The 21,703-nt window shown below is 63.7% G+C and carries 21 protein-coding genes; 8 read left to right on the forward strand and 13 right to left on the reverse strand.

Going from position 1 to position 21,703, the window contains the following annotated elements; all coding sequences use genetic code 11:
- Nucleotides 1-19: 19 nt before the first annotated feature.
- From AWB82_RS07045 to AWB82_RS07055, 3 genes are all read right to left on the reverse strand, one after another.
- A complete protein-coding gene (locus AWB82_RS07045; protein ID WP_086966434.1) occupies nucleotides 20-1,099 on the reverse strand; it encodes a sugar ABC transporter substrate-binding protein in 1,080 nt (359 codons plus the stop codon).
- A gap of 117 nt (nucleotides 1,100-1,216) precedes the next feature.
- Nucleotides 1,217-2,890: a GMC family oxidoreductase gene (locus AWB82_RS07050; protein ID WP_086966435.1), complete on the reverse strand. Its 1,674-nt coding sequence runs from the start codon at nucleotides 2,888-2,890 to the stop codon at nucleotides 1,217-1,219.
- A gap of 94 nt (nucleotides 2,891-2,984) precedes the next feature.
- Nucleotides 2,985-4,493 carry an aldehyde dehydrogenase family protein gene (locus AWB82_RS07055; RefSeq protein WP_086966436.1) on the reverse strand — a complete coding sequence of 503 codons (1,509 nt, stop codon included), beginning with the start codon at nucleotides 4,491-4,493 and terminating at the stop codon, nucleotides 2,985-2,987.
- A gap of 307 nt (nucleotides 4,494-4,800) precedes the next feature.
- Between AWB82_RS07055 and AWB82_RS07060 the strand changes: the two genes are divergently transcribed.
- Nucleotides 4,801-5,484, forward strand: coding sequence for a TetR/AcrR family transcriptional regulator (locus AWB82_RS07060; protein WP_086966437.1), 684 nt, complete (start codon nucleotides 4,801-4,803; stop codon nucleotides 5,482-5,484).
- A 45-nt stretch (nucleotides 5,485-5,529) separates the two neighbouring features.
- Here AWB82_RS07060 and AWB82_RS07065 read toward each other — a convergent pair whose 3' ends face one another.
- The gene (locus AWB82_RS07065; RefSeq protein ID WP_086966438.1) at nucleotides 5,530-7,074 is read right to left on the reverse strand and encodes an acyl CoA:acetate/3-ketoacid CoA transferase; all 1,545 of its coding nucleotides are present in this window, start codon (nucleotides 7,072-7,074) and stop codon (nucleotides 5,530-5,532) included.
- 202 nt (nucleotides 7,075-7,276) lie between these two features.
- Here AWB82_RS07065 and AWB82_RS07070 point away from each other — a divergent pair, with 202 nt between their 5' ends.
- From AWB82_RS07070 to AWB82_RS07105, 7 genes are all read left to right on the forward strand, one after another.
- Nucleotides 7,277-8,422, forward strand: coding sequence for an acyl-CoA dehydrogenase family protein (locus AWB82_RS07070; RefSeq protein ID WP_086966439.1), 1,146 nt, complete (start codon nucleotides 7,277-7,279; stop codon nucleotides 8,420-8,422).
- Nucleotides 8,419-9,198 carry a 3-ketoacyl-ACP reductase gene (locus AWB82_RS07075; protein WP_086966440.1) on the forward strand — a complete coding sequence of 260 codons (780 nt, stop codon included), beginning with the start codon at nucleotides 8,419-8,421 and terminating at the stop codon, nucleotides 9,196-9,198. Before AWB82_RS07070 ends, AWB82_RS07075 begins: the two co-directional genes overlap by 4 nt.
- Before the next feature lie 8 nt (nucleotides 9,199-9,206).
- Nucleotides 9,207-10,376, forward strand: coding sequence for a dihydrodipicolinate synthase family protein (locus AWB82_RS07080; RefSeq protein ID WP_086966441.1), 1,170 nt, complete (start codon nucleotides 9,207-9,209; stop codon nucleotides 10,374-10,376).
- A gap of 2 nt (nucleotides 10,377-10,378) precedes the next feature.
- A complete protein-coding gene (locus tag AWB82_RS39130; RefSeq protein WP_086966442.1) occupies nucleotides 10,379-10,798 on the forward strand; it encodes a Dabb family protein in 420 nt (139 codons plus the stop codon).
- Nucleotides 10,713-11,564 (forward strand): sugar phosphate isomerase/epimerase family protein, encoded by an 852-nt coding sequence (locus tag AWB82_RS07090; protein WP_086966443.1) that lies wholly within the window; start codon nucleotides 10,713-10,715, stop codon nucleotides 11,562-11,564. Before AWB82_RS39130 ends, AWB82_RS07090 begins: the two co-directional genes overlap by 86 nt.
- A 17-nt stretch (nucleotides 11,565-11,581) precedes the next feature.
- Nucleotides 11,582-12,556 carry a Gfo/Idh/MocA family protein gene (locus tag AWB82_RS07095; RefSeq protein WP_086966444.1) on the forward strand — a complete coding sequence of 325 codons (975 nt, stop codon included), beginning with the start codon at nucleotides 11,582-11,584 and terminating at the stop codon, nucleotides 12,554-12,556.
- 259 nt (nucleotides 12,557-12,815) lie between these two features.
- Nucleotides 12,816-13,241 carry an acyl-CoA thioesterase gene (locus AWB82_RS07105; RefSeq protein WP_086966445.1) on the forward strand — a complete coding sequence of 142 codons (426 nt, stop codon included), beginning with the start codon at nucleotides 12,816-12,818 and terminating at the stop codon, nucleotides 13,239-13,241.
- Nucleotides 13,242-13,327: 86 nt separating this feature from the next.
- Here AWB82_RS07105 and AWB82_RS07110 read toward each other — a convergent pair whose 3' ends face one another.
- The 9 genes from AWB82_RS07110 to AWB82_RS07150 all read right to left on the reverse strand — a co-directional run bounded on the left by AWB82_RS07110 (nucleotide 13,328) and on the right by AWB82_RS07150 (nucleotide 21,701).
- Nucleotides 13,328-14,875 carry a tripartite tricarboxylate transporter permease gene (locus AWB82_RS07110; RefSeq protein WP_086966446.1) on the reverse strand — a complete coding sequence of 516 codons (1,548 nt, stop codon included), beginning with the start codon at nucleotides 14,873-14,875 and terminating at the stop codon, nucleotides 13,328-13,330.
- Entirely contained in the window at nucleotides 14,872-15,348 is a 477-nt protein-coding gene (locus AWB82_RS07115; RefSeq protein ID WP_086966447.1) for a tripartite tricarboxylate transporter TctB family protein, read from the reverse strand. Before AWB82_RS07115 ends, AWB82_RS07110 begins: the two co-directional genes overlap by 4 nt.
- Nucleotides 15,349-15,423: 75 nt before the next feature.
- Nucleotides 15,424-16,347 carry a hydroxymethylglutaryl-CoA lyase gene (locus tag AWB82_RS07120; RefSeq protein WP_086966448.1) on the reverse strand — a complete coding sequence of 308 codons (924 nt, stop codon included), beginning with the start codon at nucleotides 16,345-16,347 and terminating at the stop codon, nucleotides 15,424-15,426.
- Between the two features lie 60 nt (nucleotides 16,348-16,407).
- Nucleotides 16,408-17,367, reverse strand: coding sequence for a Bug family tripartite tricarboxylate transporter substrate binding protein (locus AWB82_RS07125; RefSeq protein ID WP_086966449.1), 960 nt, complete (start codon nucleotides 17,365-17,367; stop codon nucleotides 16,408-16,410).
- Between the two features lie 75 nt (nucleotides 17,368-17,442).
- Nucleotides 17,443-17,946 carry a MaoC family dehydratase gene (locus AWB82_RS07130; protein ID WP_086966450.1) on the reverse strand — a complete coding sequence of 168 codons (504 nt, stop codon included), beginning with the start codon at nucleotides 17,944-17,946 and terminating at the stop codon, nucleotides 17,443-17,445.
- Nucleotides 17,943-19,271 carry a CaiB/BaiF CoA transferase family protein gene (locus tag AWB82_RS07135; protein WP_086966499.1) on the reverse strand — a complete coding sequence of 443 codons (1,329 nt, stop codon included), beginning with the start codon at nucleotides 19,269-19,271 and terminating at the stop codon, nucleotides 17,943-17,945. The genes AWB82_RS07130 and AWB82_RS07135 overlap by 4 nt, the downstream gene beginning before the upstream one ends.
- Nucleotides 19,272-19,496: 225 nt before the next feature.
- Nucleotides 19,497-20,081 (reverse strand): DUF4286 family protein, encoded by a 585-nt coding sequence (locus AWB82_RS07140; RefSeq protein WP_086966451.1) that lies wholly within the window; start codon nucleotides 20,079-20,081, stop codon nucleotides 19,497-19,499.
- Complete coding sequence (locus tag AWB82_RS07145) at nucleotides 20,071-20,895, reverse strand: alpha/beta fold hydrolase (protein ID WP_086966452.1); 825 nt, start codon at nucleotides 20,893-20,895, stop codon at nucleotides 20,071-20,073. The genes AWB82_RS07140 and AWB82_RS07145 overlap by 11 nt, the downstream gene beginning before the upstream one ends.
- Nucleotides 20,892-21,701: an alpha/beta fold hydrolase gene (locus AWB82_RS07150; protein ID WP_159462566.1), complete on the reverse strand. Its 810-nt coding sequence runs from the start codon at nucleotides 21,699-21,701 to the stop codon at nucleotides 20,892-20,894. Before AWB82_RS07150 ends, AWB82_RS07145 begins: the two co-directional genes overlap by 4 nt.
- Nucleotides 21,702-21,703: the final 2 nt, after the last annotated feature.

Here is a 21,703-nt window from a genome sequence, read left to right on the forward strand (position 1 = left end):
GGCGCTGCGGTCAGCTTGTTCATCGATACACCACGGGACCCGCGACGCGGGCATAGAGGTTGTTCCAATCGACACTCGGCGCGCTCGCGCGCTTGATGACGTCCTGGACGTTCGCTTTGGTCACGAACGTGGCCTTGCAATACGACTCGCGACGATCCTTCGGCAGCGTCGCCACATCGACCTTTTTCTGCTTCGCCTGCAGCCCCATCGACAGGCCTATGCCACCCAGCCAGTACGGGTCCCAGTCGACCGACGCGATCAACTCACCGGCCTTGATCGCGCTGAGTCCGGGCGGCGTGCCGTCCATGCCCGTGACCGGCATCTGGCCCGCGAGACCTTCCGCGCGCAGCGCCTCGATCGCGCCGAGCGCCATGTCGTCGTTCGCGGCCCACACGCCCTTGATCTTCGCGTTGAAACGCGTCATCCAGGCCTGCATGATCGGAAACGCCTTCTGCGAATTCCAGTCGGCGACCTGGAAGTCGAGCAACTGGATGTCGGGAAACTTCTTCAGCGCGGCGTCGAGACCGGCCTTGCGTTCGATCGCCGGCACATTGCTGAAAATGCCGCCGAGCGCGACGACGCCGCCCTTGCCGCCCATCGCCTTGAACAGTTGCGTCGCGGCTTCCTCGCCGTACGCCACGCCGTCATAGGAAAGATGCGCGACATAGTTCGGGTTGTGGTCCCACGGATGCAGGTCTTTCGGCTTGTTCCAGATCGTCGTGACGAAAGCGCCCGCCTTCGAGCACGCTTCGACGATCACGCGGGCGTCGGCGGAATCGTTCGGATCGACGTTGAGCACGAGGTTGCCGTTGGTCCTTTGCAGCAGCGCACGAATATCGGCGATGCCCTTCTCCGAGCTTCCTTCGGTCGTCAGCGGGACGTACGGCAGGCCCGCGCTCGTCGCGAAGGCCTGCGCACCTTTGTTGAAGGCCGCGTGATACGGATTGGTGAGCGAGCGGAAGGAACAGGCGAGCGTGGTCTGATCCGCGCCGAGCGAAAGGCGCGAGAGACCGCCGCCGGCCACGGCAAACGCCGCACCCGCGCCGAGCTTGATGAAGTCGCGGCGTGAAAAGGCCGGGCAGTGTTCTTGTCTGGACATGGTGTCTCCTGCAATCAGCGGGCTTGCGCCCTTGTCGGTGAATAAATATGCAGATAGTTACTGTATCAACGAGGCTTCGATTGCCGGGCGATCCCTGGCGCGCGCCTCGCGCCGCTTTTACGCGGCTGTCGCGGTGGCGTCGCGCACCGCCCGCCCCGAATAGCCGGCCAGTTGACCGGCAACCTGCGCGTGGTTCGCCACGCGTCCACGAATCAAGTCGGCCGCTTTCTCCGCGATCATCAGCGTCGGCGCATTGGTGTTCGAACTGACGATACGCGGCATCACCGAGGAATCCGCGACGCGCAGCCCTTCGATACCGCGCACCCGCAATTGCGGATCGACCACCGACATCTCGTCGACACCCATCTTGCAAGTGCCGACCGGGTGATAACCGGTGCGCCCGAATTGCTGCGCATACTCCTCGTACTGCGCCTGCGTGCGCATGGTGGTTCCGGGGAAATGCTCGCTTTTGATGTACTTGGAGAGCGCGTGCTGGCTCATGATTTCGCGGCTTTGACGAATGCCTTCCACGGCTACTTTCAGGTCATACGGGTCGCGAATGTACGCAGGATCGATGATGGGTGCATCGGCGGGATCGGCGCTGTTGAGCGTGACGCTGCCGCGACTCTTCGGGCGCAGGAAGTAGGAGTTGAGCGTGCACCCCGAGCCGGAAGGAACCGGCGGCACGCCGGCCTCCACACCTGCGCCGGGCAGGAAGTGGAACTGCAGGTCGGGGGTCGGCACGCTGCTGTCCGAATACCAGAACGCTCCGCCCTCAGCGATGTTCGACGTGACCGGTCCCTTGTTGAAGATTTTGTATTCGAGGCCGGCGAGCAGCATCAGGTGCTTCTTCGCGTACTTGTCGAGGCTGTAGGGGCCGTTGAGTTCGTACACGATATCGATGTCGAAATGATCCTGGAGATTCTCTCCAACGCCGTTCAGCCCATGCAAAGGCTTGACGCCCACGCGTTCGAGATCGACCGCGCGACCGATGCCGGAGAGCATCAGCAGCTTGGGCGACCCGATCGCGCCCGCCGTCACGATCACCTCGCGCTCGGCCCGTGCTACCTCGACGTTCGAGCGCGCGTTCTGATCGGCGAATTCGACGCCCACCGCACGTCCGTTTTCGATCACGATGCGCGACACCAGACAGTTCGTCTTGACCGTCAGGTTGCTACGGGAGCGCGCCTCACGAAGATAGCCGACCGCCGCGCTGCAACGCCGTCCGCCACGCTGCGTGACCTGATACACCCCGACGCCTTCTTGCTGCGCGCCGTTGAAATCGCTGTTGTAGGGCAAGCCCGCTTCCTGGCCAGCCAGCACGAAGGCCTTGGTAAGTTCATTGACGCTGATGAGATCCGAAACGCCGAGCGGCCCGCCCACGCCGTGATATTCGTTGCACAGGCGTTCGTTGTCTTCCATCCGGCGCAGATATGGCAGCACGCCGTCGCGAAAGCCCCAGCCGGTGCAGCCGTCGCGCTCCCAGCCGTCGTAGTCTTCCGGCTGGCCGCGGGTATAGACCATCGCATTGATCGAGCCGCCGCCGCCGAGCACGCGGCCCTGCGCGAACGGAATCTGCCGGCGTTGTGTTTCCGCCGCCGCCGCCGTGCGATAGCCCCACGTCAACGGCCCGCCTGTCATCTTGAAGAAGCCGACCGGCATATGGATGTAGGGGTCGGTATCGGCGGGACCGGCTTCGAGCAATAGCACCCGGCTGCCAGCGTCTTCGCTCAGACGCGCGGCCAGCGCACATCCCGCCGCGCCACCGCCCACGATCACAAAGTCATACATTGCTGTCTCCGATTCTTTGTTCCGCCGCCCGCGTGGCGCGGGGCAAGCTTTCCGTGCGGCTCTTAGTGGCCGCTCTCGTTGAAGTGAATTCGCCTTACGCGATCCAGCGCGGCCGGTTCCCGAGTTGGACATGCACCGACTTGAGTTCCGTGTATTCCTCGACGCCATAGCGCCCCGTCTCGCGGCCGATGCCCGATTGCTTGACGCCGCTGATCGGCAGTTCAGGGCCGCCGGTGATCGTGCAATTCACCCAGATGCGCCCGGCCTGCACGTCGCGCAGACTCTTGAACGCGCCTTGCAGATCGCGCGTCCAGATGCTTGCCGCGAGCCCGTAAGGCACGCCGTTCGCGAGTTGCATCGCCTGATCGAAGGTGTCGAACGCGGTGACTGAGAGCACTGGCCCGAAGATTTCGTCCTGCGCGAGCGTGCTGCCGGGCTGCACGTTGCGAAACACCGTCGGCTGGATAAAGAAGCGCTCGCCTTCGCTGCTCGTCGTGCCACCGCAGACGAGTTGCGCACCGTCTTGCGTGCCGGCGTCGATGAAGCCGCGAATCTTCTCGAACTGACGCGCCTCGACAATCGCGCCGACGTGATTCGACGCATCGAGCGGATCGCCGACGCGCACTTTCGCGAGCACCGCCTGCACACGCTCGACGAGTTCCGCTTCGACCGAGCGATGCACGACGAGCCGGCTGCCCGACACGCAGCACTGGCCCGCGTTGAACGCGATGCCGAAAGCGATGGCATCGGCTGCATCGTCGAGATCGGCGTCGGCGAAAACGATCTGCGGATTTTTGCCGCCCAGTTCCAGCCCGACCTTCTTCATGTTGCCGCCGGCCGCGGCCAGCACCGAGCGGCCGACCGGCGTCGATCCGGTGAACGAAATCATGTCGACGTCCATGTGTTCCGCGAGCGCCTGACCGACCACGGAGCCGAGCCCCGTCACGACGTTGACGACGCCATCGGGCAGGCCCGCCTCGGTCAGCAGTGCGGCGAGCTTGAGCGTCGTGCTGGACGTGAGTTCCGCGGGCTTGACGACCACCGTGCATCCCGCCGCGAGCGCAAACGGCAGGCGCTCCGAGAGGATGAAGAACGGAAAATTCCACGGCGTGACGATGCCCACCACGCCAACCGGCTGCCGCACGACCAGCCCGAACATATCGGGGCCGAGCGTGTCGTGCGAGTCGCCGTGCACGACACGCGCGAGGCCCGCCGCGTATTCCCAGATGCCTGCTGCGGCGGTGACTTCGCCGCGCGACTGGCCGATGGGCTTGCCACTTTCGAGCGTTTCCAGATAGGCGAGCGTTTCGACGTTGTCGCGGATCAGTCGTGCCGCCTTGAGCAGCACCGTCGCGCGTTGTTCGCCCGTGAGTCGCGACCAGCGGCCGTCATCGAATGCGCGCCGCGCCGATGCGACCGCGAGGTCCAGGTCGGCGCTCGACGCCCGCGTCGTTGCCGTTACCGGGACACCATGGCCGGGACTCTTGCGAGTCACCCATTCGCTATTCGCGCCCGCATAATCCTTGCCGTCGATGAACATCGGCGTGCGCACCGGCTGGGTGGGTAAGCGCAGCGCGGCTGCCAGTTCGCTCAAATCCGTCATTCCTGTCTCCAAATAAGCAATTCTTTGCGGTCGGCGCTTAAAAGCAACGTGTGTCGAACTCAGCACGCTCGACCTTTATCAAAGCCGATCTATACACCATACAGTTACTTACTGAAATCACGTTTTTTCATTTGTAGTCAGAGGCATACCGTGAAACAAATCGACTATCTCAAAAATCAGCTTTGCCTTCCAACGAGGCTTCATTCTGCACCACCCGGTTACTTCCTGGCAACTATTTTTTGGTTTATAGTTACCGCCATGGCGTCGGCGAAATTGACGTCCCGATCCCTCTTCTTTCGACGACCCTATGACCCCTGAAACAATCCGCCAAAGTCGCGCATCGAAGCCCGCCGAAGCAGTTCCCGCGCGCCAGCCGCGGCAGCGAGATCCGGAGGTCACGCGCGCTCGCATTCTCGAAGCCGCGAAAAAAGAATTTGCGAAGCTCGGTCTCGCCGGCGCTCGCGTGGAAGCGATCGCAACGCGCTCCAAAGCCAACAAGCGGATGATCTATCACTATTTCGGCAGCAAGGAAGAGCTCTTCGTCGCCGTGCTCGAAGACGCATACGCCGATATTCGCTCCGCCGAACTGAAGCTGAATCTCGATCATCTGTCGCCCGAGGACGCCATCGTTGCGCTCACCACGCATACCTGGAACTACTACCTGCGAAACCCCGAGTTCATGACGCTCGTGAACAGCGAGAATCTTCATAAGGCACGCCACGTCAAGAAGTCCCAGCGGTTTCACGATCTGCACAAGGGTTTCATCTCCATGTTGCAGGGCATACTCGATCGCGGCGTCGAAGCGGGCGTGTTTCGAAGCGGCGTCGATGTACGGCAACTGCATATCACCATGGCTGCAATCGGCTACTACTATCTGACCAACCGCTTCACGAGCGGCGTGATCTTCGACATCGACTTCATGGACAAAGCCGCCCTGAAAAGCCGTCTCGACTTCAACATCGAGACCATCCTGCGGCTCGTGCGCCCCTGATATTTGCGGCGCATGGGGAGTGTGGATCGTCCATGCGCCGCGTTGTCAGGCCACCTTTTCCTGCGCCGGGGACGCGCCCGGCTTCGTCCGCGCGAGCAATGCTTCATCGACGAGCGGGCGAAATGCCATGCGAGCCAGTACATCGCGCTCGACATCGATTCCCTCCGCCACTTCGATCAGCCGCACGCCGTCGGTTTCGAGACGGAACACCGCGCGCTCGGTCACGTACAGCACTTCCTGACTGGTGCGGCGCGCCTGCTCGCCGCTGAACGTGATGTGCTGCACCCACTCGACGAGCTTCGGCACGCTGCCCGGCGACACGATGTTCAGACCCGTTCCCGCTTGTTCGACTTCCAGCCCCTTCGCTTCGAAGCTGCCGCAAAACACGATCTTGCGTGCGCCCTGCGTGATGTCGATGAAGCCGCCCGGCCCCACCACCGTCGCACCGAGCTTCGACACGTTGATGTTGCCCTCGCCGTCCATTTCGCCCATCCCGAGGAACGAGACATCGACGCCGCCACCGCTATAGAAGTCGAACTGATCGACGCTTGAGAGGATCGCGTCGGCGTTGCGCGCTGTGCCGAACATCGGACCGTCGAGCATCGCGCCGTTGTGAATGCCCTGCTCGACCGAGCCCCAGAACGTGCCGAGCCGCCCATGTTCCGCGAGCAAAGCCGGGATGCCGCCGGGAATGCCGAAGCCGAAATTCGCCGACTGCCCCTCATGCAACTCGATCGCTGCGCGCGCGGCGATGATGCGGCGAATGCCCGTCGGCACCTCGTAAAAACCATCGCCGATTGCGCATAGCGCTTCGCCGCTCAACGCCGCGTCGTAGTCCGATACCACGCACTGGACCTGTTCGGGCGTCTCCACGAGCGTGTCGACGAGAATTCCTGGAATCCGCACGAGGCGCGCGGGCACATAGCCTTCGGGTTCGCGTTCCTTCACCTGCACGATCACGCGGCCGTCGCTGTTGTGCGCCGCGAGCGCGGCGGCGTAGACGTCGAGATCGGCGGGTTCGCGGCGCAGCGTCACGTTGCCGCTCGAATCGGCCGACGAGCCTCGCAGAATCGCGAAGTCCACCTTGAACGGCTTGTAGCGCAGATATTCGCGCCCATCCAGTTCGATCAGTTCGACCAGGTCCTCGGTCGCGCGCTCGTTGATCTTGCCGCCATCGATGCGCGGATCGACGAACGTGCGCAAGCCCACGTGCGTGACCAGGCCCGGCCGGCCCGCGCCGATTTCCCGCAGCAGCGTGGAGATCGCGCCAGCGGGAAAGCTATAGGCTTCGAAGGCATTTTCCCTTGCCAGTTTCTGCATCGCAGGCGCCCAACTCCAGTGCCCGCCGATCACGCGCTTCACCATGCCCGGGTGTGCAAACCGGCCTAATCCGCTGCCCTTTGCGTCGCCGATACCGAGTGCATGCACCACGGTCAGATCACGCGGATGTCCGGTCGCGAGGAAACGCTGTTCGAGCTTCGCGAGCACAGCATCCGCTTCCAGCAAACCGCCTCCGGAACCTGCCAGCGCGATCGTCGCGCCGTCGAAAATTTGCTCGACCGCATCCGCAGCCGCCGTCCATTTGCTCACACTTCCCTCCGTTCGGATCGGCCGCAAAACCCATTGACAGCGGCCACTCGTTGGTTTTAAATAACCCACCAGATGGTTACATGCAGCGAATGTTGGCACACGAAATCACTGAATTCAAGGCCTATTGCGTGGCGCTCGGGTTTACCTGAACCGGCGCGTTGCACCACAAAAATCAGGTAAGACGATTACCCACGGAGACAGCATGAGACTCTCGGAAACCCACGAACAGATTCGCGATACGACACGGCGTTTCGCGCAGGAAGTGATTCGCCCTCTGGCCGAAGAACTGGATCGCGAGGAGCGCTTCCCGGCGGAGATTTACAAGCAGATGGGCGAACTCGGCTTGTTCGGCATCACGGTGCCGGAGGAATTCGGCGGCGCCGGGCTCGATGTCACTGCTTACGCGCTCGTGATGGAAGAGTTGTCGCGCGGCTATGCGTCGGTGGCGGACCAGTGCGGCCTGCTCGAACTGGTCGGCACGCTGCTCAGCGCGCACGGCTCCGACGAGCAGCGCGCGAAGTACATGGAACCGCTGCTGCGCGCCGAATTGCGGCCGGCATACTGCATCACCGAATCCGATGCGGGTACCGATGTGTCGGGCATCCGCACCACCGCGACGCGCACCGCCGAAGGATGGGAACTCAGCGGCGCGAAGCTCTGGATCCACAACGCGCCGGTCGCCGATCTCGCCTTCGTGCTCGCACGCACCGACCCGAGCGCCGGCAAGCGCGGCATGAGCATTTTCATCGTCGACTGTCATCTGCCGGGTGTGTCGAAGGGTCCGAAGGAACACAAGATGGGTCAGCGCGCGTCGCAAGTGGGCGAGCTGCATTTCGATCGCGTGAAGCTCCCGTATGACGCCTTGCTCGGCCAGGAAGGTCGCGGCTTTCACATCATGATGAGCGCCCTCGACAAGGGCCGCGTTGGCATTGCCTCGCTCGCCGTCGGGATCGCGCAGGCAGGGCTTGAAGCCGCGCTGGAATATGCGCAGACCCGCAAGCAGTTCGGCAGCCACATCGCCGATTTCCAGGGGGTCCAGTGGATGCTCGCCGACATGGCGAAGGACATTCAGGCCGCGCGCCTGCTCGTGCGCGACGCGGCCGAACGACTCGAAGCCGGCGACCGCGCGAGCATCGCCTGCTCGATGGCGAAGTGCTTCGCCGGCGACACGGCGGTCAAGCACAGCGCGAACGCGGTGCAGATTTTCGGCGGCAGCGGCTACATTCGCGGCTACGAAGTCGAGCGCCTCTATCGCGATGCGAAGATCACGCAGATCTATGAAGGCACGAACCAGATCCAGCGCACGATCATCGCCCGCGACCTGATCGCCAATGGAGCGCAGTTATGAGCGGCCGCCCTGTTGCACTCGTCACCGGCAGCCGGCGCGGCATCGGGCGGGCGATTGCGGTCGAACTCGGCCGCGCTGGCTTCGACGTCGCGTTGACGGACGCGGTCGCATCCGACGAGCTCGATCAGGCAGTCGCGGACGTCGAACAGACCGGCGCGCGTGCAATCGCGGTCGTGTCCGATCTCGCCGATATCGGCGCGCATCAGGCCACGCTGCTCGATATCGAAGCGCGGCTCGGTGGCCCGATCGATTGCCTTGTGAACAACGCGGGCGTATCGGTGATGTCGCGCGGCGATCTGCTCGACGTGACGCCCGAGAGTTTCGATCGCTGCATCGCCGTGAATACGCGCGGCACGTTCTTTCTGACCCAGACGTTCGCCAGACACTTTCTCGCCCGCGCGCAAGCCAGCGTCGCGCCTCATCCGAGCGTCATCACGATCACGTCATCGAACGCGGTCGCCGCTTCGCCTTTGCGCGGCGAGTACTGCGTGTCGAAGGCTGGTCTCTCGATGGCGAACACGCTGTTTGCGCTGCGCCTCGCCGAGAGCGGCGTCGGCGTTTATGAAGTGCAGCCCGGCTTGATCGAAACCGAAATGACCGCGCCCTCCCGTGCGCGCTACGACGCCCAGATGGAACAGGGTCTCACGGCCATCAAGCGCTGGGGCACGCCTCGGGAAGTCGCGACCGCCGTGCGCACGCTCGCGACCGGCGGCCTTCCCTACAGCGTCGGACAGGCCATTCGTGTCGACGGCGGCCTTCTCGTAACCAAATACTGACCACCCATATGAACCCGACAATCAAGCTGCCGACGGCCCTCGGCACGATGGACAGCTATAGCCTGCAAGGCACGCCGCTCGACGTTCGCGCGCCTGCACGGCCCTTCAACCGCATCGCCTACTCGGCTGCTCACGTTGTGGCCGATCCGCTGCGCGCCGGCGAGCTGAACGCCGCGCCCGCCATCGATTGGGAACGCACGCTCGAATACCGCCGCTACCTCATCAGGCAGGGTCTCGGTATTGCCGAAGCGATGGACACTGCGCAACGCGGCATGGGTCTGCCGTGGCACAGCGCGCTCGAATTGATCACGCGCACGGTCGAAGGTACGCGCGATCTCCCCGGCGCGCTGATCGCATCGGGCTGCGGGACGGATCACGTTGCGCTGCAATCGATCACGAACTGCGATCAGGTGATCCGCGCCTACGCGGAGCAGCTGGAAGCCGTACAACGCGTCGGCGGACGCGTCATCCTGATGGCGAGTCGCGCACTCGCTCGCGTTGCGCGTTCCCCGGACGACTATCGCCGCGTCTATCGCGAAGTACTGGCGATGTGCGATCAGCCGGTGATCCTGCACTGGCTCGGTGAGATGTTCGATCCTGAACTCGCGGGCTACTGGGGTGTGCCGGACTATGAAAGCGCGGCGCAGGTCTGCCTCGACGTGATTGGCGCGAGCGTCGATCACGTCGACGGCATCAAGATTTCGCTGCTCGACGACGCCAAGGAAATCTCGTTCCGTCGACAACTTCCGCCCACCGTGAAGATGTACACCGGCGACGATTTCAACTATCCCGATCTGATTGCGGGCGACGCCGCGGGTTACTCGCACGCGCTGCTCGGCATCTTCGATGCGATCGCGCCGGCCGCATCGCAGGCCCTCGACGCGCTCGCCGCCAACGACCTCGACACCTTCAATGCACTGCTCGCGCCGACCGTGCCGTTGTCGCGCCATATCTTCCGCGCGCCGACGCAGTACTACAAGACCGGGGTCGTGTTTCTCGCTTATTTGAACGGCTTTCAGGATCACTTCTTCATGCTCGGCGGCCACCACGGCATGCGCCCGCCCGCCTATCTCGCGGATGTCTTTCGTCTTGCCGATCAGGCTGGCCTGCTACGCGACCCGGAAGATGCGATCGCGCGCGTGCGCAAGGTCATGGCGTCGCTTGGTTGGGCAGACTGATCATGACCAGCTCAAAGGGGCCTGTGCGACACATCGTGTTATGCCGATTCCGAAGCGAAGTGGCGGCTTCGAGTCGCCTCGCCTTCTTCGAGCAGATCCGGCGGCTCGCGGAGATTCCCGGGATCGCGTTCACGAACTTCCAGTGCGGACCCAACGTCTCCCCGGAAGGCTACGGCTTGGACTTCGCCGATGGCTTCATGATGGACTTCGAGAGCCGCGACGCATGCTTCGCGTATCTCGCGCATCCGACGCATCGCGCGATCGGCGCACGGCTCATCGACGCGCTGGAAGGCGGCGCTCACGGACTGCTCGTCTTCGATATCACTTTGGACAATCATGAGAAACCTGAAGGGAAGACTCGACCTGTGCTCCATCAACACCGCGACGCTCGGACATCGCGAGCCGCTCAGCCTCACGATTGATCGTATCGCGCGCGCCGGATTCGGCGGCATTGCGCCGTGGCGTCATGAGGTGGAGAAGGCGAACGTCGCCGACGCAGCAAGGCAAATCCGGGCGCTCGGCCTGAGCGTGACAGGTTATTGCCGGTCGACGTATCTGCCGGCGACCAGCCGAGAGCAATTCGCCGCGAACATCGACGAGAACAAGGCCGCGCTGCGCGACGCCGCGACGCTCGGGGCGCGCTGTTTCGTGATGGTCGTCGGCGGTTTGCCGGAGGGCAGCCGCGATCTGAGCGGCGCGCGCGCTCAAGTGTGCGACGGGATCGGGGAGTTGCTCGAAACGGCGCGCGATTGCGGCGTCCCGCTTGCGCTCGAACCCTTGCATCCGATGTACGCCGCCGACCGCGCCGTGCTCAACACGCTCGCGCAGGCGCTGGACATGTGCGAAAGGCTCGATCCGCATCGTTCAGGCTTTCTCGGGGTCGCCGTCGACGTGTATCACTGCTGGTGGGACCCCGCACTCCAGGCCTCGATTGCAGCGGCTGGGCAGGCGAAACGTATCCTTGCTTATCACGCATGTGACTGGCTGCGCGACACGCGCGACATGTTGCTCGATCGCGGCATGATGGGCGATGGTGTCGTCGACTTGTCCGCGATGCGGGAAAGCATTGAATGCGCCGGCTACGAAGGGTTGATCGAGGTCGAGATATTTTCGAAAGAGAACTGGTGGCGTCGCGATCCGGATGAGGTACTTCGCATCTGTGCAGATCGCCTGCAAACCTTGTGTTGAACTTCAGGGAAAACACGATGCGTGACAAGATCCGATGGGGCGTACTCGGCGCCGCCAAAATCGCCGACAAATTCGTGGTGCCGGCGATCCAGCGATCGAGCAATGGTCGCGTAGTCTGCGTGGCTGCCCGCGATGGCGCACGCGCGGCAGCATTTGCGGGTCGACACGCCATACCCGCCGCGCATGCGAATTACGAAGAAGTCCTTACGAGCGACGCCGTCGATGCTATCTATATTCCGTTGCCGACCGCGAGCCACTTCGAGTGGTGCAAGAAGGCGCTTCGCGCGGGCAAGCACGTGTTGTGCGAAAAGCCGATCGCCATGAATGCCGCGCAGTTGAGGGAGCTCATCGAAGTTCGCGACGCAACCGGGCTCTTGTGCGGTGAAGCATTCATGGTCGCGCATCATCCGCAATGGGCGTTCGTGCGCGAACGGATCGCGGATGGCACGCTCGGCAAGCTCGAACTCGTCGAAGGTTCCTTCACCTACTTCAACGACGATCCGAAGGCGCTCAAAAACGATCTCTCGCTTGGCGGCGGCGGCGTGCGAGACATCGGCGTTTATCCGGTCGTAACGACGCGTATCGCGACGGGCCTTGAACCGCTCTCGGTACACGCCGACATCACTCTCGACCCTCGCTACGGCACGGACAAGCTCGCAATCTGTGATCTGGCCTTCGCCGGCTTTCGCCTGCACTTCTACTGCGGCACTCAACTTTCGCGGCGTCAGCACATGGTCTTCCACGGCTCGAAGGGTTGGCTTTCCCTTGAAGCACCCTTCAACCCAGGCGTGTACGGCGACGCGAAAATCACGATTCGTTCCGACGTTAACGGAGAAATCGAAACTTTCGAATTCGGTAATGTGGATCAGTATCAACTGATGGTAGAGGACTTCAACGCCGTGTTGACCGGGCATCGCAACACGATTGCATTTCCCCTTGAGAACTCGCTTGGCAATCAACTCGTCATCGACCGGATCTTGTCTCATGCATAGCGAGACGATCGACGTCCATAGCCTTCAACAGGCTCGCGCATTGGCCGCCGCATGCGCTAACGCCGAGGATGCCTCCGTCTGGCGATGGTTCTCCGCGTTGCTCGAAAGCAGAAACATTCGCTGGTGCCTGTCGCACGACGGATGGCTCGTCACGGTGAATCATCGTCATGTGGCGACCGCAGCCTCTTTCGATGAAGCGATTCGCACCGCGAAAGCACGGTCGAATATCTCGCCTACGTAGACCACGGAGTTATACGACATGACAGCAGCAAAGGAATTTCATTGCGACAAGTTCGTGCGGTTCCAGCATTGCGATCCGGCTGGAATCGTTTTTTATCCACAGTACTTCGTCCTTTTTCATGAAGTTATCGAAGACTGGTTCAATGATGGGCTCGACGTTGTTTATGCGCGGTTCATTGGAACGGAAAGGCTCGGCATTCCGACCGTCAGCATTCAGGCCGAGTTCATCGCGCCGAGCAAACACGGCGAAATCCTGCGATTCGGTTTGCAGGTCCAGGGAGTCGGAAAGAGCTCGATCAAAATGCGCTTGACGGCTCGCGTCGGCGCAGAGGTGCGGGCAAAAGTCGATCAGACCGTGGTGCTCTTTTCGCTCGAAAATCGCTCCACGGTCGCGGTGCCAAGTGAACTCAAACAAAAGATGATGCAGTACTCAACTCACGGCTGACTTCCGCGTTGTTGCCAATGCCGGAAGCCGACCTCGTTGCCCGATTTATCAGTCACTGGACAACGAACTCGTCCGCCCAAGACACGCTAACGGCTCATCACGCCCGGATGCGCTTCGCCCGAGCGCTGCCGAAGCCTTCTGCTTCGATACGCCCCGCGCATGCCGAACGCCATCTGCGCCAGAACGAGCAGAACGCACACGCCGACGAACGCCGCGCTGATCGGGTGCTCCAGGAAAATCCACATGCTGCCGTGCGACAGCAAGAGCGAACGCCGGAAGTTCTCCTCGATCATCGGTCCGAGCACGAAGCCGAGCAGAATCGGCGCAATCGGGAAATCGAGCGCGAGCAGCACGGCTCCCACCACACCGAAGACCAGCACCTCGGCCACTTCGAAGAGACTGTTGTTGGTGCTGAAGACGCCCACCGCGATAAAAAACAGCGCCGAGGGATACAGGTATCGATACGGCACGCGCAGAAAGCGAACCCACAGGCCGATGAGCGGCACGTTCAGGATCACGAGCAGCACGTTGCCGACCCAGAAGCTCGCCACGAGTCCCCAGAAGAGATCCGCGTGTTCCGCGATCAGCATGGGGCCGGGCTGCACGCCCTTGATCAGCAGCGCGCCGAGGATCAGCGCCATGACCGGATCGCCGGGAATGCCGAGGCTCATCGTCGGGATGAAGTCCACCTGCGTCTTCGAGTGCGACGCCGCCTCGGGCGCGGCGACCCCTTCCAGCGCGCCGTGCCCGAATCGCGACGGCGTTCGCGACACCTTCTTCTCGACGGCGTACGCGATGAACGTCGTGATGGTCGGACCGGTTCCCGGCATCGCGCCGAACAGCGTGCCGATGAGCGTGCCGCGCACCATCGGCGCGAACGCCTGCTTGAGTTCCGCCTTGCTCGGACGCATGTCGCGCAGCCGCACCTTCAGGCCGCTGGCCGCCGCTTCGATGCGGTTCACGTTGCGCAGGAACTCCGCGACGCCGAATAGCCCGAGCGCCAGCGCGACGAGCTGAATGCCGTCGGAGAGCGGGTAGAGTCCGAACGTAAAGCGCGGGACCCCGCTGTTCACGTCGGTGCCGACGACGCCGAGCAGCAGCCCGAGCACCGTCATCGGCACGCCCTTGAGCGGCGAACCGCGCGACATGGTGCCACCGGCAAGCAGGCCGAGCAGCATGATGGAGAACAGTTCGGCGGGCCCCAGCTTGAACGCGACCTGCACGAGCAGCGGCGAAGCGAAGATCATCACGATGATGCCGAACGACGCGGCGAAGAACGACGAGATCATCGTTATGCCCAGCGCCGTTCCGCCCTTGCCCTGCTGCGTGAGCGGATAACCGTCGAGGCACGTGACCGCGTGCGGCGGATGGCACGGCAGGTTCAGCAGAATCGCGCCGATCGCGCCGCCGTATTGCGAGCCGTAGAAGATGCCCGCGAGCATCAGAATGGCCGCGACGGGCGGCATCGAATAGGTTAGCGGCAGCAGAATCGAGATCGCCGACAAGGGTCCCATGCCCGGCAACACGCCGATGAGGTTGCCCATCAGCACGCCGAAGAACGACCACATCAGGTTATGCATTTCGAGGGCGACCCCGAAGCCCTGCCACAAGTCCGAAAGCGCCTGGCCGATCATATTTGCCCCCACGCGAAAAGCGGAAACTGAAGTTGCAGAGCCAGCCGGAAGACGAGCACGGCCACCACGCACATACACACCGCGAGCACAAACGCGCTCTTCAACGAGTTGTCGCGATCGCCCGTGGCCGAGATGAACACGACCGCGAATGTGGCCGGCACGAGCCCGCCGTACTTGCCGAGCAGCACGAAAGCTCCGATGGCCACGAGGATGTGAATCCACGCCCGCCATTGCGACGGCAGATTTTTCTTCTCCTCCGGCGGCGACGCCGACAACCGCGCGGCGACGATGAGCGCCACGCCGTTGACCGCGAGAATCACGCCGAGCGCCATCGGAAAGAAACCGGGCCCCATGTCGACGAGCGTGCCCGCCCGATACTCCCAGGCCTGCACGGCCGCGCCGAGCCCGATCATCAGCAAGAGCAGGCCGCCGATATAGTCACGGCGACTTTTGTTCAGCAGCAGCTTCACCATGAAACGTCTCCTCCATTGCGCGGTTCCGGCTTTGATCCGCTTCGGTCCGCTTCGGTCACTACGTTCCTGCGGGCTTCACGCGGCGCGCCGGTACGTCTTCGGCACGCCCGCCAGCGCGACGCTTCCGCGTAACGGCTCCGATGAGAAAGCCTCGCGCAAAAACGCGCGCGCTTCCATCAGCGCTTCGAGATCGATGCCCGTTCGCAAGCCCATGCTTTCGAGCATGAACACGAGATCTTCCGTCACAATGTTGCCCGACGCGCCGGGCGCGAACGGGCAGCCGCCGAGTCCGGCCATCGATGCATCGAATTCGCGGATGCCTTCGTCGAGTCCGGCGAGCGCGTTGGCGAGGCCGAGGCCCATCGTGTCGTGCAGATGCAGCTTCGTGAGCGTCGGGCCGACCGCAGCGCGTACCGCGCGCACGCATTCGCGTACCTGCGCCGGATTGCCGTAGCCGACGGTATCGGCGAGCGCGATGCCATCCACGCCCGCCTGCGCGAGCCCGCTCGCCACATCGACCACGCGCGCGAGCGGGATCGCGCCTTCCATCGAACAGCCGAAGGCCGTGGCGCAGCCGGCGTCCACTCGCATGCGACGCGTCTGCGCACGCGTCCACTCGACGATGGCCCGCACTTCGTCCACCTGCTCGAACGTGCCCTTGCGCGTGTTCGCCTGGCTATGCCGCTCGCTCACCGACACCGGAACGATCACCGCGTGCGCGCCAGCCGCGTGTGCGCGCTGCGCGCCCTTGAGATTCGGCGCGAGCACGTACAGCCCTTCGGGCATCCATTGCGACGCCGCGCGCACGATCTCTTCCGTATCCGCCATTTGCGGCACGAGCTTCGGCGGCACGAAACTGCCGACTTCGATCTCGCGGACGCCGGCCGCGCCGAGCCTGCGCAGCCACCGGAGCTTCACGTCGGTCGGCATGATCGCCGAGGCCATCTGAAGGCCGTCGCGCGGCCCGACTTCACATACGCTGACTTCGTTGCTCGTCATCGTCTGCACTCGCCTCCTGAAATGCGTGCCGGCTCGCATGGCCGACGCCTGCCAACGGTTTCATTGCGCGCGGATGTTGTTGGCCTTCGCGAGGTCGTTCCAGCGCTTGAACTCTTCGTCGAGGAACTTGCGGAAATCGGTCGGCGAATTGCCCACCACATCGACGCCCGCTACTTCCAGCGCCTTCTTGACCTGCTCCTGATGCACGACCGATTCGAAGTCCTTCGACAACTGATCGACGACGGCGGGCGGCGTGCCCTTCGGCACATAGGCGCCCGCCCACTCGTACACGACGAAGTCGGGGAAGCCCGATTCCGAGAGCGTCGGCACATTCGGCAGGCGCGGATTGCGCTGCGCGGACGTCACCGCCAGCGCACGCAGCTTGCCGCTGCGGATGTATTCCATCGCCGAGCCGAGGTTGGCGAAGTAAGACGTGATCTGCCCGCCGATGAGATCGACATACACGGCCGCGCCCGCCTTGTACGGAACATGAAGGATGTCGACATGCGCACGCTGACGAAACAGTTCGCCCGTCATGTGCTGTCCGGTGCCGATGCCCGCCGACCCGAACGTGATCTTGCCCGGATGATCCTTGGCCGCCTGAATGTAGTCCTGCAGCGTCTTGATCGGCGAACTGGCCGCGACGACCAGCACGTTGGGCTGAGTGACCGAGAGCGACAGCGGAATGAAGTCGTTGACCGGGTCGTAGCTCAGCTTGCGAATCGCCGGATTGACCGTAAACGATGCCGAGTCGTAAAGGATGCTGTAGCCGTCGGCCGGCGCTTTCGCCGCGATGCCGTCGCCGATGATGCCCGCCGCGCCCGGATGATTCTCCACGACGACCGCCTGCCCGAGCTTCTTGCTGAGACCTTCCGCGATGATTCGACCGGTGATGTCGGTGCCGCCGCCCGGCGCGTTCGAAATGATGAGCTTGATGGGGTGATCCGGGTACTCGGCTGCCGCCACTGCGCTGGCCGCGCAGACCGCCATCAGAATGGCGGCTTTGAGGAACTTCCACATGCTTGTCTCCTTTCGCCTGCTAGCGTTGATCGCTATGTTTAGGCGGCGCGCGCCCGCGCGCCGTGGTACGACATGTCAAGCAACGGATTCGACGTTCGGGTGCGGAATCTTCGGACCCTGGCCGTGACGGAAAATCATCATCGTCCGGAGGAAGCTGATGACGACCGTGCCGTGCTGGTTGAAGCCGATCGTCTTCACTTTCAAAATGCCGACGTTGGAACGCGATTCCGAATCGCGCAGTTCGAGCACTTCGGAGCGGGAATAGATCGTGTCGCCCTCGAAAACCGGCTTCGGCAGACGCACCTGATCCCAGCCGAGATTCGCGAACACATTCTGCGAGAGGTCCGTGACGCTCTGCCCCGTCACGAGCGCGAGCGTGAACGTCGAGTTGACGATCGGCTTTTCCCATTGCGTCTGCGCCGCGTAGCAATGATCGAAGTGGATCGGCGCCGGCGCCTGCGTGAGCAGCGTGAACCAGGTGTTGTCCGCCGAGAGGACCGTGCGGCCCAGCGGATGGTCGTACACGTCGCCGACCGTGAAGTCTTCGAAAAATCTGCCTGTCCAACTTTCCTTTTTCATCTCCGGGTCTCCATCGTTTCGTTTGTCAGGGCACTGCTGGATTCAATCGCTTCGCGGTTCGGCTGCTGAAGCGCGGCGGCCCGCGCCGGGGCGTCGTCCGCGTACTGCATCGCCGAGCCGCTGGCGTACAACGCTTCGATCTGTTGCGCGCTGAAGTCGAGTTCCGACAGCACGTGCTGCGTGTCTTGCCCGAGCGCGGGAACCGGGCCCATCACCGCTTCGAAGCCGTCGAAGATCGCGGGCGGCAGCAGCGCCTGAATCGTGCCGCCGCCGGGAATGCCGACCTCTCGCCAGCGGTCGCGCGCGCTCAGTTGCGGGTGCTCCCAGAGATCCTTCGGCGCATTCAGCCGGCCGTTGGCGATGCCCGCGCGGTCCAGCAGCGCGACCACGTCGAGCGACGACAGATCCGCGAATTTCGCTTCGATCAGCGCGGTCAGTTCCGCGACATGCGCGATCCGCCGGCTGTTCGAGCCGTACGCGTCCGAATGGGTCAACTCCGGCATGCCGAGCACGAGTTCGCAGAAGCTGCGCCACTCGCGCTCGTTCTGCACGCTGAAGACCACCGCGCCGTCGCGCGTGGCGTGTCCGCCGTATGGCGCGATCCACGGGTTGTTCATCGCCTGGCGCGGAATCACGCTCTGGTTGTACGCGTGGCGGTACATCGGGTAATGCATCCATTCGGCGAGCGCGTCGAGCATCGCCACCTGCACGTGACTGCCGCGGCCGGTTTTGCCGCGACGGATGAGCGCCGCGAGAATCGCGTTCTGCGTATAGAGACCGGTCGCGAGATCAGCGACGGAGATGCCGACGCGCGCCGGCGTATCCGCCGCGCCGTTGATGCTGATGAGCCCGGATTCGGCCTGGATCAGCATGTCGTAGGCCTTCTTGTCCGCGAACGGGCCGCGGTCGCCGTAGCCGGAGATGTCGGCCACGATCAGCCGTTCGTTGATGGACTTGAGCCGCTCGTATCCGAGTCCCGCGCGTTCGGCCGCGCCGGGCGCGAGATTCTGCACGAGCACGTCCGCCGACGCCGCGAGGCGGTCGAGCACCGACCGGCCGCCTTCGGTCTTGACGTTGAGCGCGAGGCTGCGCTTGCCGCGATTCAGCCACACGAAGTACGTCGACTGGCCGAGCACGTAGGTGTCGTAGCCGCGCGAGAAGTCGCCGCCGTCGATGCGCTCGACCTTGATGACCTCCGCGCCGAGATCGGCGAGATGACGTGTGCAAAGCGGCGCGGCCAGCGCGTGTTCGAGCGAAACGACGCGAATGCCTTCCAGCGGCTTTGCTTCGTTCGCGGATGTCTGATTCTCGGATGAAGGATTCATGTGGCTGTGCATGTGACTTCGATGGTGAAGGTTGCTGCCGCTCGCGTCTTAGTGTGTACACTAAGAAAATTCAATACGCGCTCCATGAAAACCCGGGAAATGATGCCGCGCGTACGCTCTCTACCGTTTGCTACGTTCTCGCGTTCTCTGGTGCGGAACGCGAGCTTCCTAAATTCAATCGCCTGCGTTATGTATACACTTTGGCGGGCTTTTCGACTTTCGTCGTCAGTACGGCGCGTACAGGTTCACGAGATCGAGCGCCTTCGCGTAATCGCCGAACAGCTTGCGATCGATGATCTCGCCGACCGGGCCGAGCGCATCCACGAGACCGATGAAATCGATGCCCGCGCCCGTGTCATGCGCGAACACGCGGACCAGCACGGTTTGCGGAAGTGCTTCGAAATTCGCCCGCATGCCCGCGACGATCGCCTCGCCGGCATGGCGTTCCAGCCCGCTGAAACGCAGCATCAACGTGCGCGCGGCGGCGGGCGTCAGCGCGTTGCCCGGATAGATCTGCACGCCCGCCGAGCGATGCACCCGCGAGCGGCTCGTCACGCGCTTCGTCCACGGGCTCGATCGATCGAAAGACACCGCAAGGTAGGCTTCGCTTTCGAGCACGCCGTAGCTCTCTATGTCGTAGACGGCGAGATAGGAACGGCTTCCGGACATGCACACGTAGCGGCGCGCCGCCTCGAAGCCCGGCACGGCCATGCGCTCCGGCAGATGCTCGGTGTCGTACCAGGCGTTGAACTCTTCTTCGAAGTGCGGCGCCGGATGCGCGAGCACGATGAGCGAACCCTTATTGTTCAAGATGAAGTGCTCCGGTTGATTCGTCGCGCGGGACGTCGGCGAGAAAGTCGAGAACCGCCGATGCAAAGGCCGTCGGCATCTGGTAAGGAACGAAGTGCGCCGCGCCGTCGAAGCGTACGTAACGCGCGCCCGGAATGCGGTCCCGCACCGCCCGGGCTTCGTCCGGAGGAAACAATACGTCGTGTTCTCCCGCGACGACAAGCGCGGGACAACGGATCGCCGCAAGCTCGGCGTGGACGTCGGCATCGACGACGCCCAGCACCGACTGCGCATAACGCGCCGCGTCCTGTTGCGCGAAGCGCTCGGCATAGCTTCTACGGCGCGCGTCGTCGGTCTGATTGAGAAAGGGCCGCTCGACGGCGGCCGGCATGATCGCCTGCATGCCGCCAGCCTGCACGAGCCGCCCGCGCTCAGTGAGACGCCGCGCGGCTTCTTCGGACGAGCGCGCCGCCGGGTTCGACAGCACGAGCGCCTCCGTTGCCTCGGGATGCGCGGCCGCATAAGCAGCGGCGATCATCGCGCCGATGGCGCAGCCCACAGGCGCCACCGAAGCGATGCCGAGCGACAGGCGCAGCGCGTCGAGATCGGCGACGTGCGTGTCGATCGAAGGCGGCTCGTCCGCGCCCGGCGATGCGCCCGAGCAGCGCAGATCGCACGCGAGACACGCGATTCGGCCACGCCACACATCGATGCACGCGTCCCAGAACGTGTGGTCCGCGCCGAGGGGATGAATCAGCAGAAGCGTCGGCAGATTCGCGGATGCCGCGTGCAGCGCGTGATGAAGAGGCGCGCGAGGCCGCCTGACAAGATTCATGACGATGCCTCCGCCGATGCCGTCCGCTCGTCGCCGGTCGCATCGGCGAGGAAGCGCATCACCGCTGCATGGAGCGCCGCGCTGTTTTCCATCTGCATCATGTGCGGTGCGTTTTGCAACGCAAGCCAGCGCGCGCCGGGGATGGCATCGGCGAGCTGGCGCGTCGCGGCGAGCGGCGTCGCGGCGTCGGATTCACCGGCGACGACGAGCGTCAGCGCCGTGAGCGCGTCCAGCTTCGGCAACATGTCGTGCATGGCGATTGCCTGCCATGTCGCTGACCAGTTCGATACGCGATCGCTCATCAAGCGCTCGCGCGCGTGGTCCGCGAACGGTCCGTGCCGCCCGCCCTGCGTGAACCAGCGGTCGAGCGTCGGCTCGATCACCGCGCTCATGCCGTCGCGCTCCGCCACGCGCCCGCGTTCGCGCAGGATGTCGCGCACTTCCTTGGGAAACGTCGCGGTGCAGGCGCACAACACCAGCGCGGACACCGACTCCGGATGCCGCCACGCCAGCGCCTGCGCGATCATGCCGCCCAGCGACACGCCGAGCACGACGGCGGGGCCTTCGCAATGGCGCGCCATCGTCGCGTGGACATCATCGGCATATTCGTCGATCGACGCGCCCGGCCGCGCATCGGGCGATGCACCGTGCCCACGCAGATCCATCGACACGACGCGATGCGTGCGAGCCGCGAGCACGGCGAGCGCGTCCATCGCGGCGTGATCGAGCCCCGCCGGATGCAGCAGCACCATGTCGCGGCCCGTTCCCCGAATGCGGCAATGCAGTTCCATCGCGTCGACTGGCATGA

The organism is Caballeronia glebae (assembly GCF_001545035.1).
GTDB classification, from domain to species: Bacteria; Pseudomonadota; Gammaproteobacteria; order Burkholderiales; family Burkholderiaceae; genus Caballeronia; species Caballeronia glebae.

What these genes read in the sequence shown, in the direction of transcription:
- AWB82_RS07045 (WP_086966434.1), bottom strand. Translation starts at nt 1,099, where the DNA reads ATGTCCAGACAAGAACACTGCCCGGCCTTTTCACGCCGCGACTTCATC.
- AWB82_RS07050 (WP_086966435.1), bottom strand. Translation starts at nt 2,890, where the DNA reads ATGTATGACTTTGTGATCGTGGGCGGTGGCGCGGCGGGATGTGCGCTG.
- AWB82_RS07055 (WP_086966436.1), bottom strand. Translation starts at nt 4,493, where the DNA reads ATGACGGATTTGAGCGAACTGGCAGCCGCGCTGCGCTTACCCACCCAG.
- AWB82_RS07060 (WP_086966437.1), top strand. Translation starts at nt 4,801, where the DNA reads ATGACCCCTGAAACAATCCGCCAAAGTCGCGCATCGAAGCCCGCCGAA.
- AWB82_RS07070 (WP_086966439.1), top strand. Translation starts at nt 7,277, where the DNA reads ATGAGACTCTCGGAAACCCACGAACAGATTCGCGATACGACACGGCGT.
- AWB82_RS07075 (WP_086966440.1), top strand. Translation starts at nt 8,419, where the DNA reads ATGAGCGGCCGCCCTGTTGCACTCGTCACCGGCAGCCGGCGCGGCATC.
- AWB82_RS07080 (WP_086966441.1), top strand. Translation starts at nt 9,207, where the DNA reads ATGAACCCGACAATCAAGCTGCCGACGGCCCTCGGCACGATGGACAGC.
- AWB82_RS39130 (WP_086966442.1), top strand. Translation starts at nt 10,379, where the DNA reads ATGACCAGCTCAAAGGGGCCTGTGCGACACATCGTGTTATGCCGATTC.
- AWB82_RS07090 (WP_086966443.1), top strand. Translation starts at nt 10,713, where the DNA reads ATGAGAAACCTGAAGGGAAGACTCGACCTGTGCTCCATCAACACCGCG.
- AWB82_RS07095 (WP_086966444.1), top strand. Translation starts at nt 11,582, where the DNA reads ATGCGTGACAAGATCCGATGGGGCGTACTCGGCGCCGCCAAAATCGCC.
- AWB82_RS07105 (WP_086966445.1), top strand. Translation starts at nt 12,816, where the DNA reads ATGACAGCAGCAAAGGAATTTCATTGCGACAAGTTCGTGCGGTTCCAG.
- AWB82_RS07110 (WP_086966446.1), bottom strand. Translation starts at nt 14,875, where the DNA reads ATGATCGGCCAGGCGCTTTCGGACTTGTGGCAGGGCTTCGGGGTCGCC.
- AWB82_RS07115 (WP_086966447.1), bottom strand. Translation starts at nt 15,348, where the DNA reads ATGGTGAAGCTGCTGCTGAACAAAAGTCGCCGTGACTATATCGGCGGC.
- AWB82_RS07120 (WP_086966448.1), bottom strand. Translation starts at nt 16,347, where the DNA reads ATGACGAGCAACGAAGTCAGCGTATGTGAAGTCGGGCCGCGCGACGGC.
- AWB82_RS07125 (WP_086966449.1), bottom strand. Translation starts at nt 17,367, where the DNA reads ATGTGGAAGTTCCTCAAAGCCGCCATTCTGATGGCGGTCTGCGCGGCC.
- AWB82_RS07130 (WP_086966450.1), bottom strand. Translation starts at nt 17,946, where the DNA reads ATGAAAAAGGAAAGTTGGACAGGCAGATTTTTCGAAGACTTCACGGTC.
- AWB82_RS07135 (WP_086966499.1), bottom strand. Translation starts at nt 19,271, where the DNA reads ATGAATCCTTCATCCGAGAATCAGACATCCGCGAACGAAGCAAAGCCG.
- AWB82_RS07145 (WP_086966452.1), bottom strand. Translation starts at nt 20,895, where the DNA reads ATGAATCTTGTCAGGCGGCCTCGCGCGCCTCTTCATCACGCGCTGCAC.
- AWB82_RS07150 (WP_159462566.1), bottom strand. Translation starts at nt 21,701, where the DNA reads ATGCCAGTCGACGCGATGGAACTGCATTGCCGCATTCGGGGAACGGGC.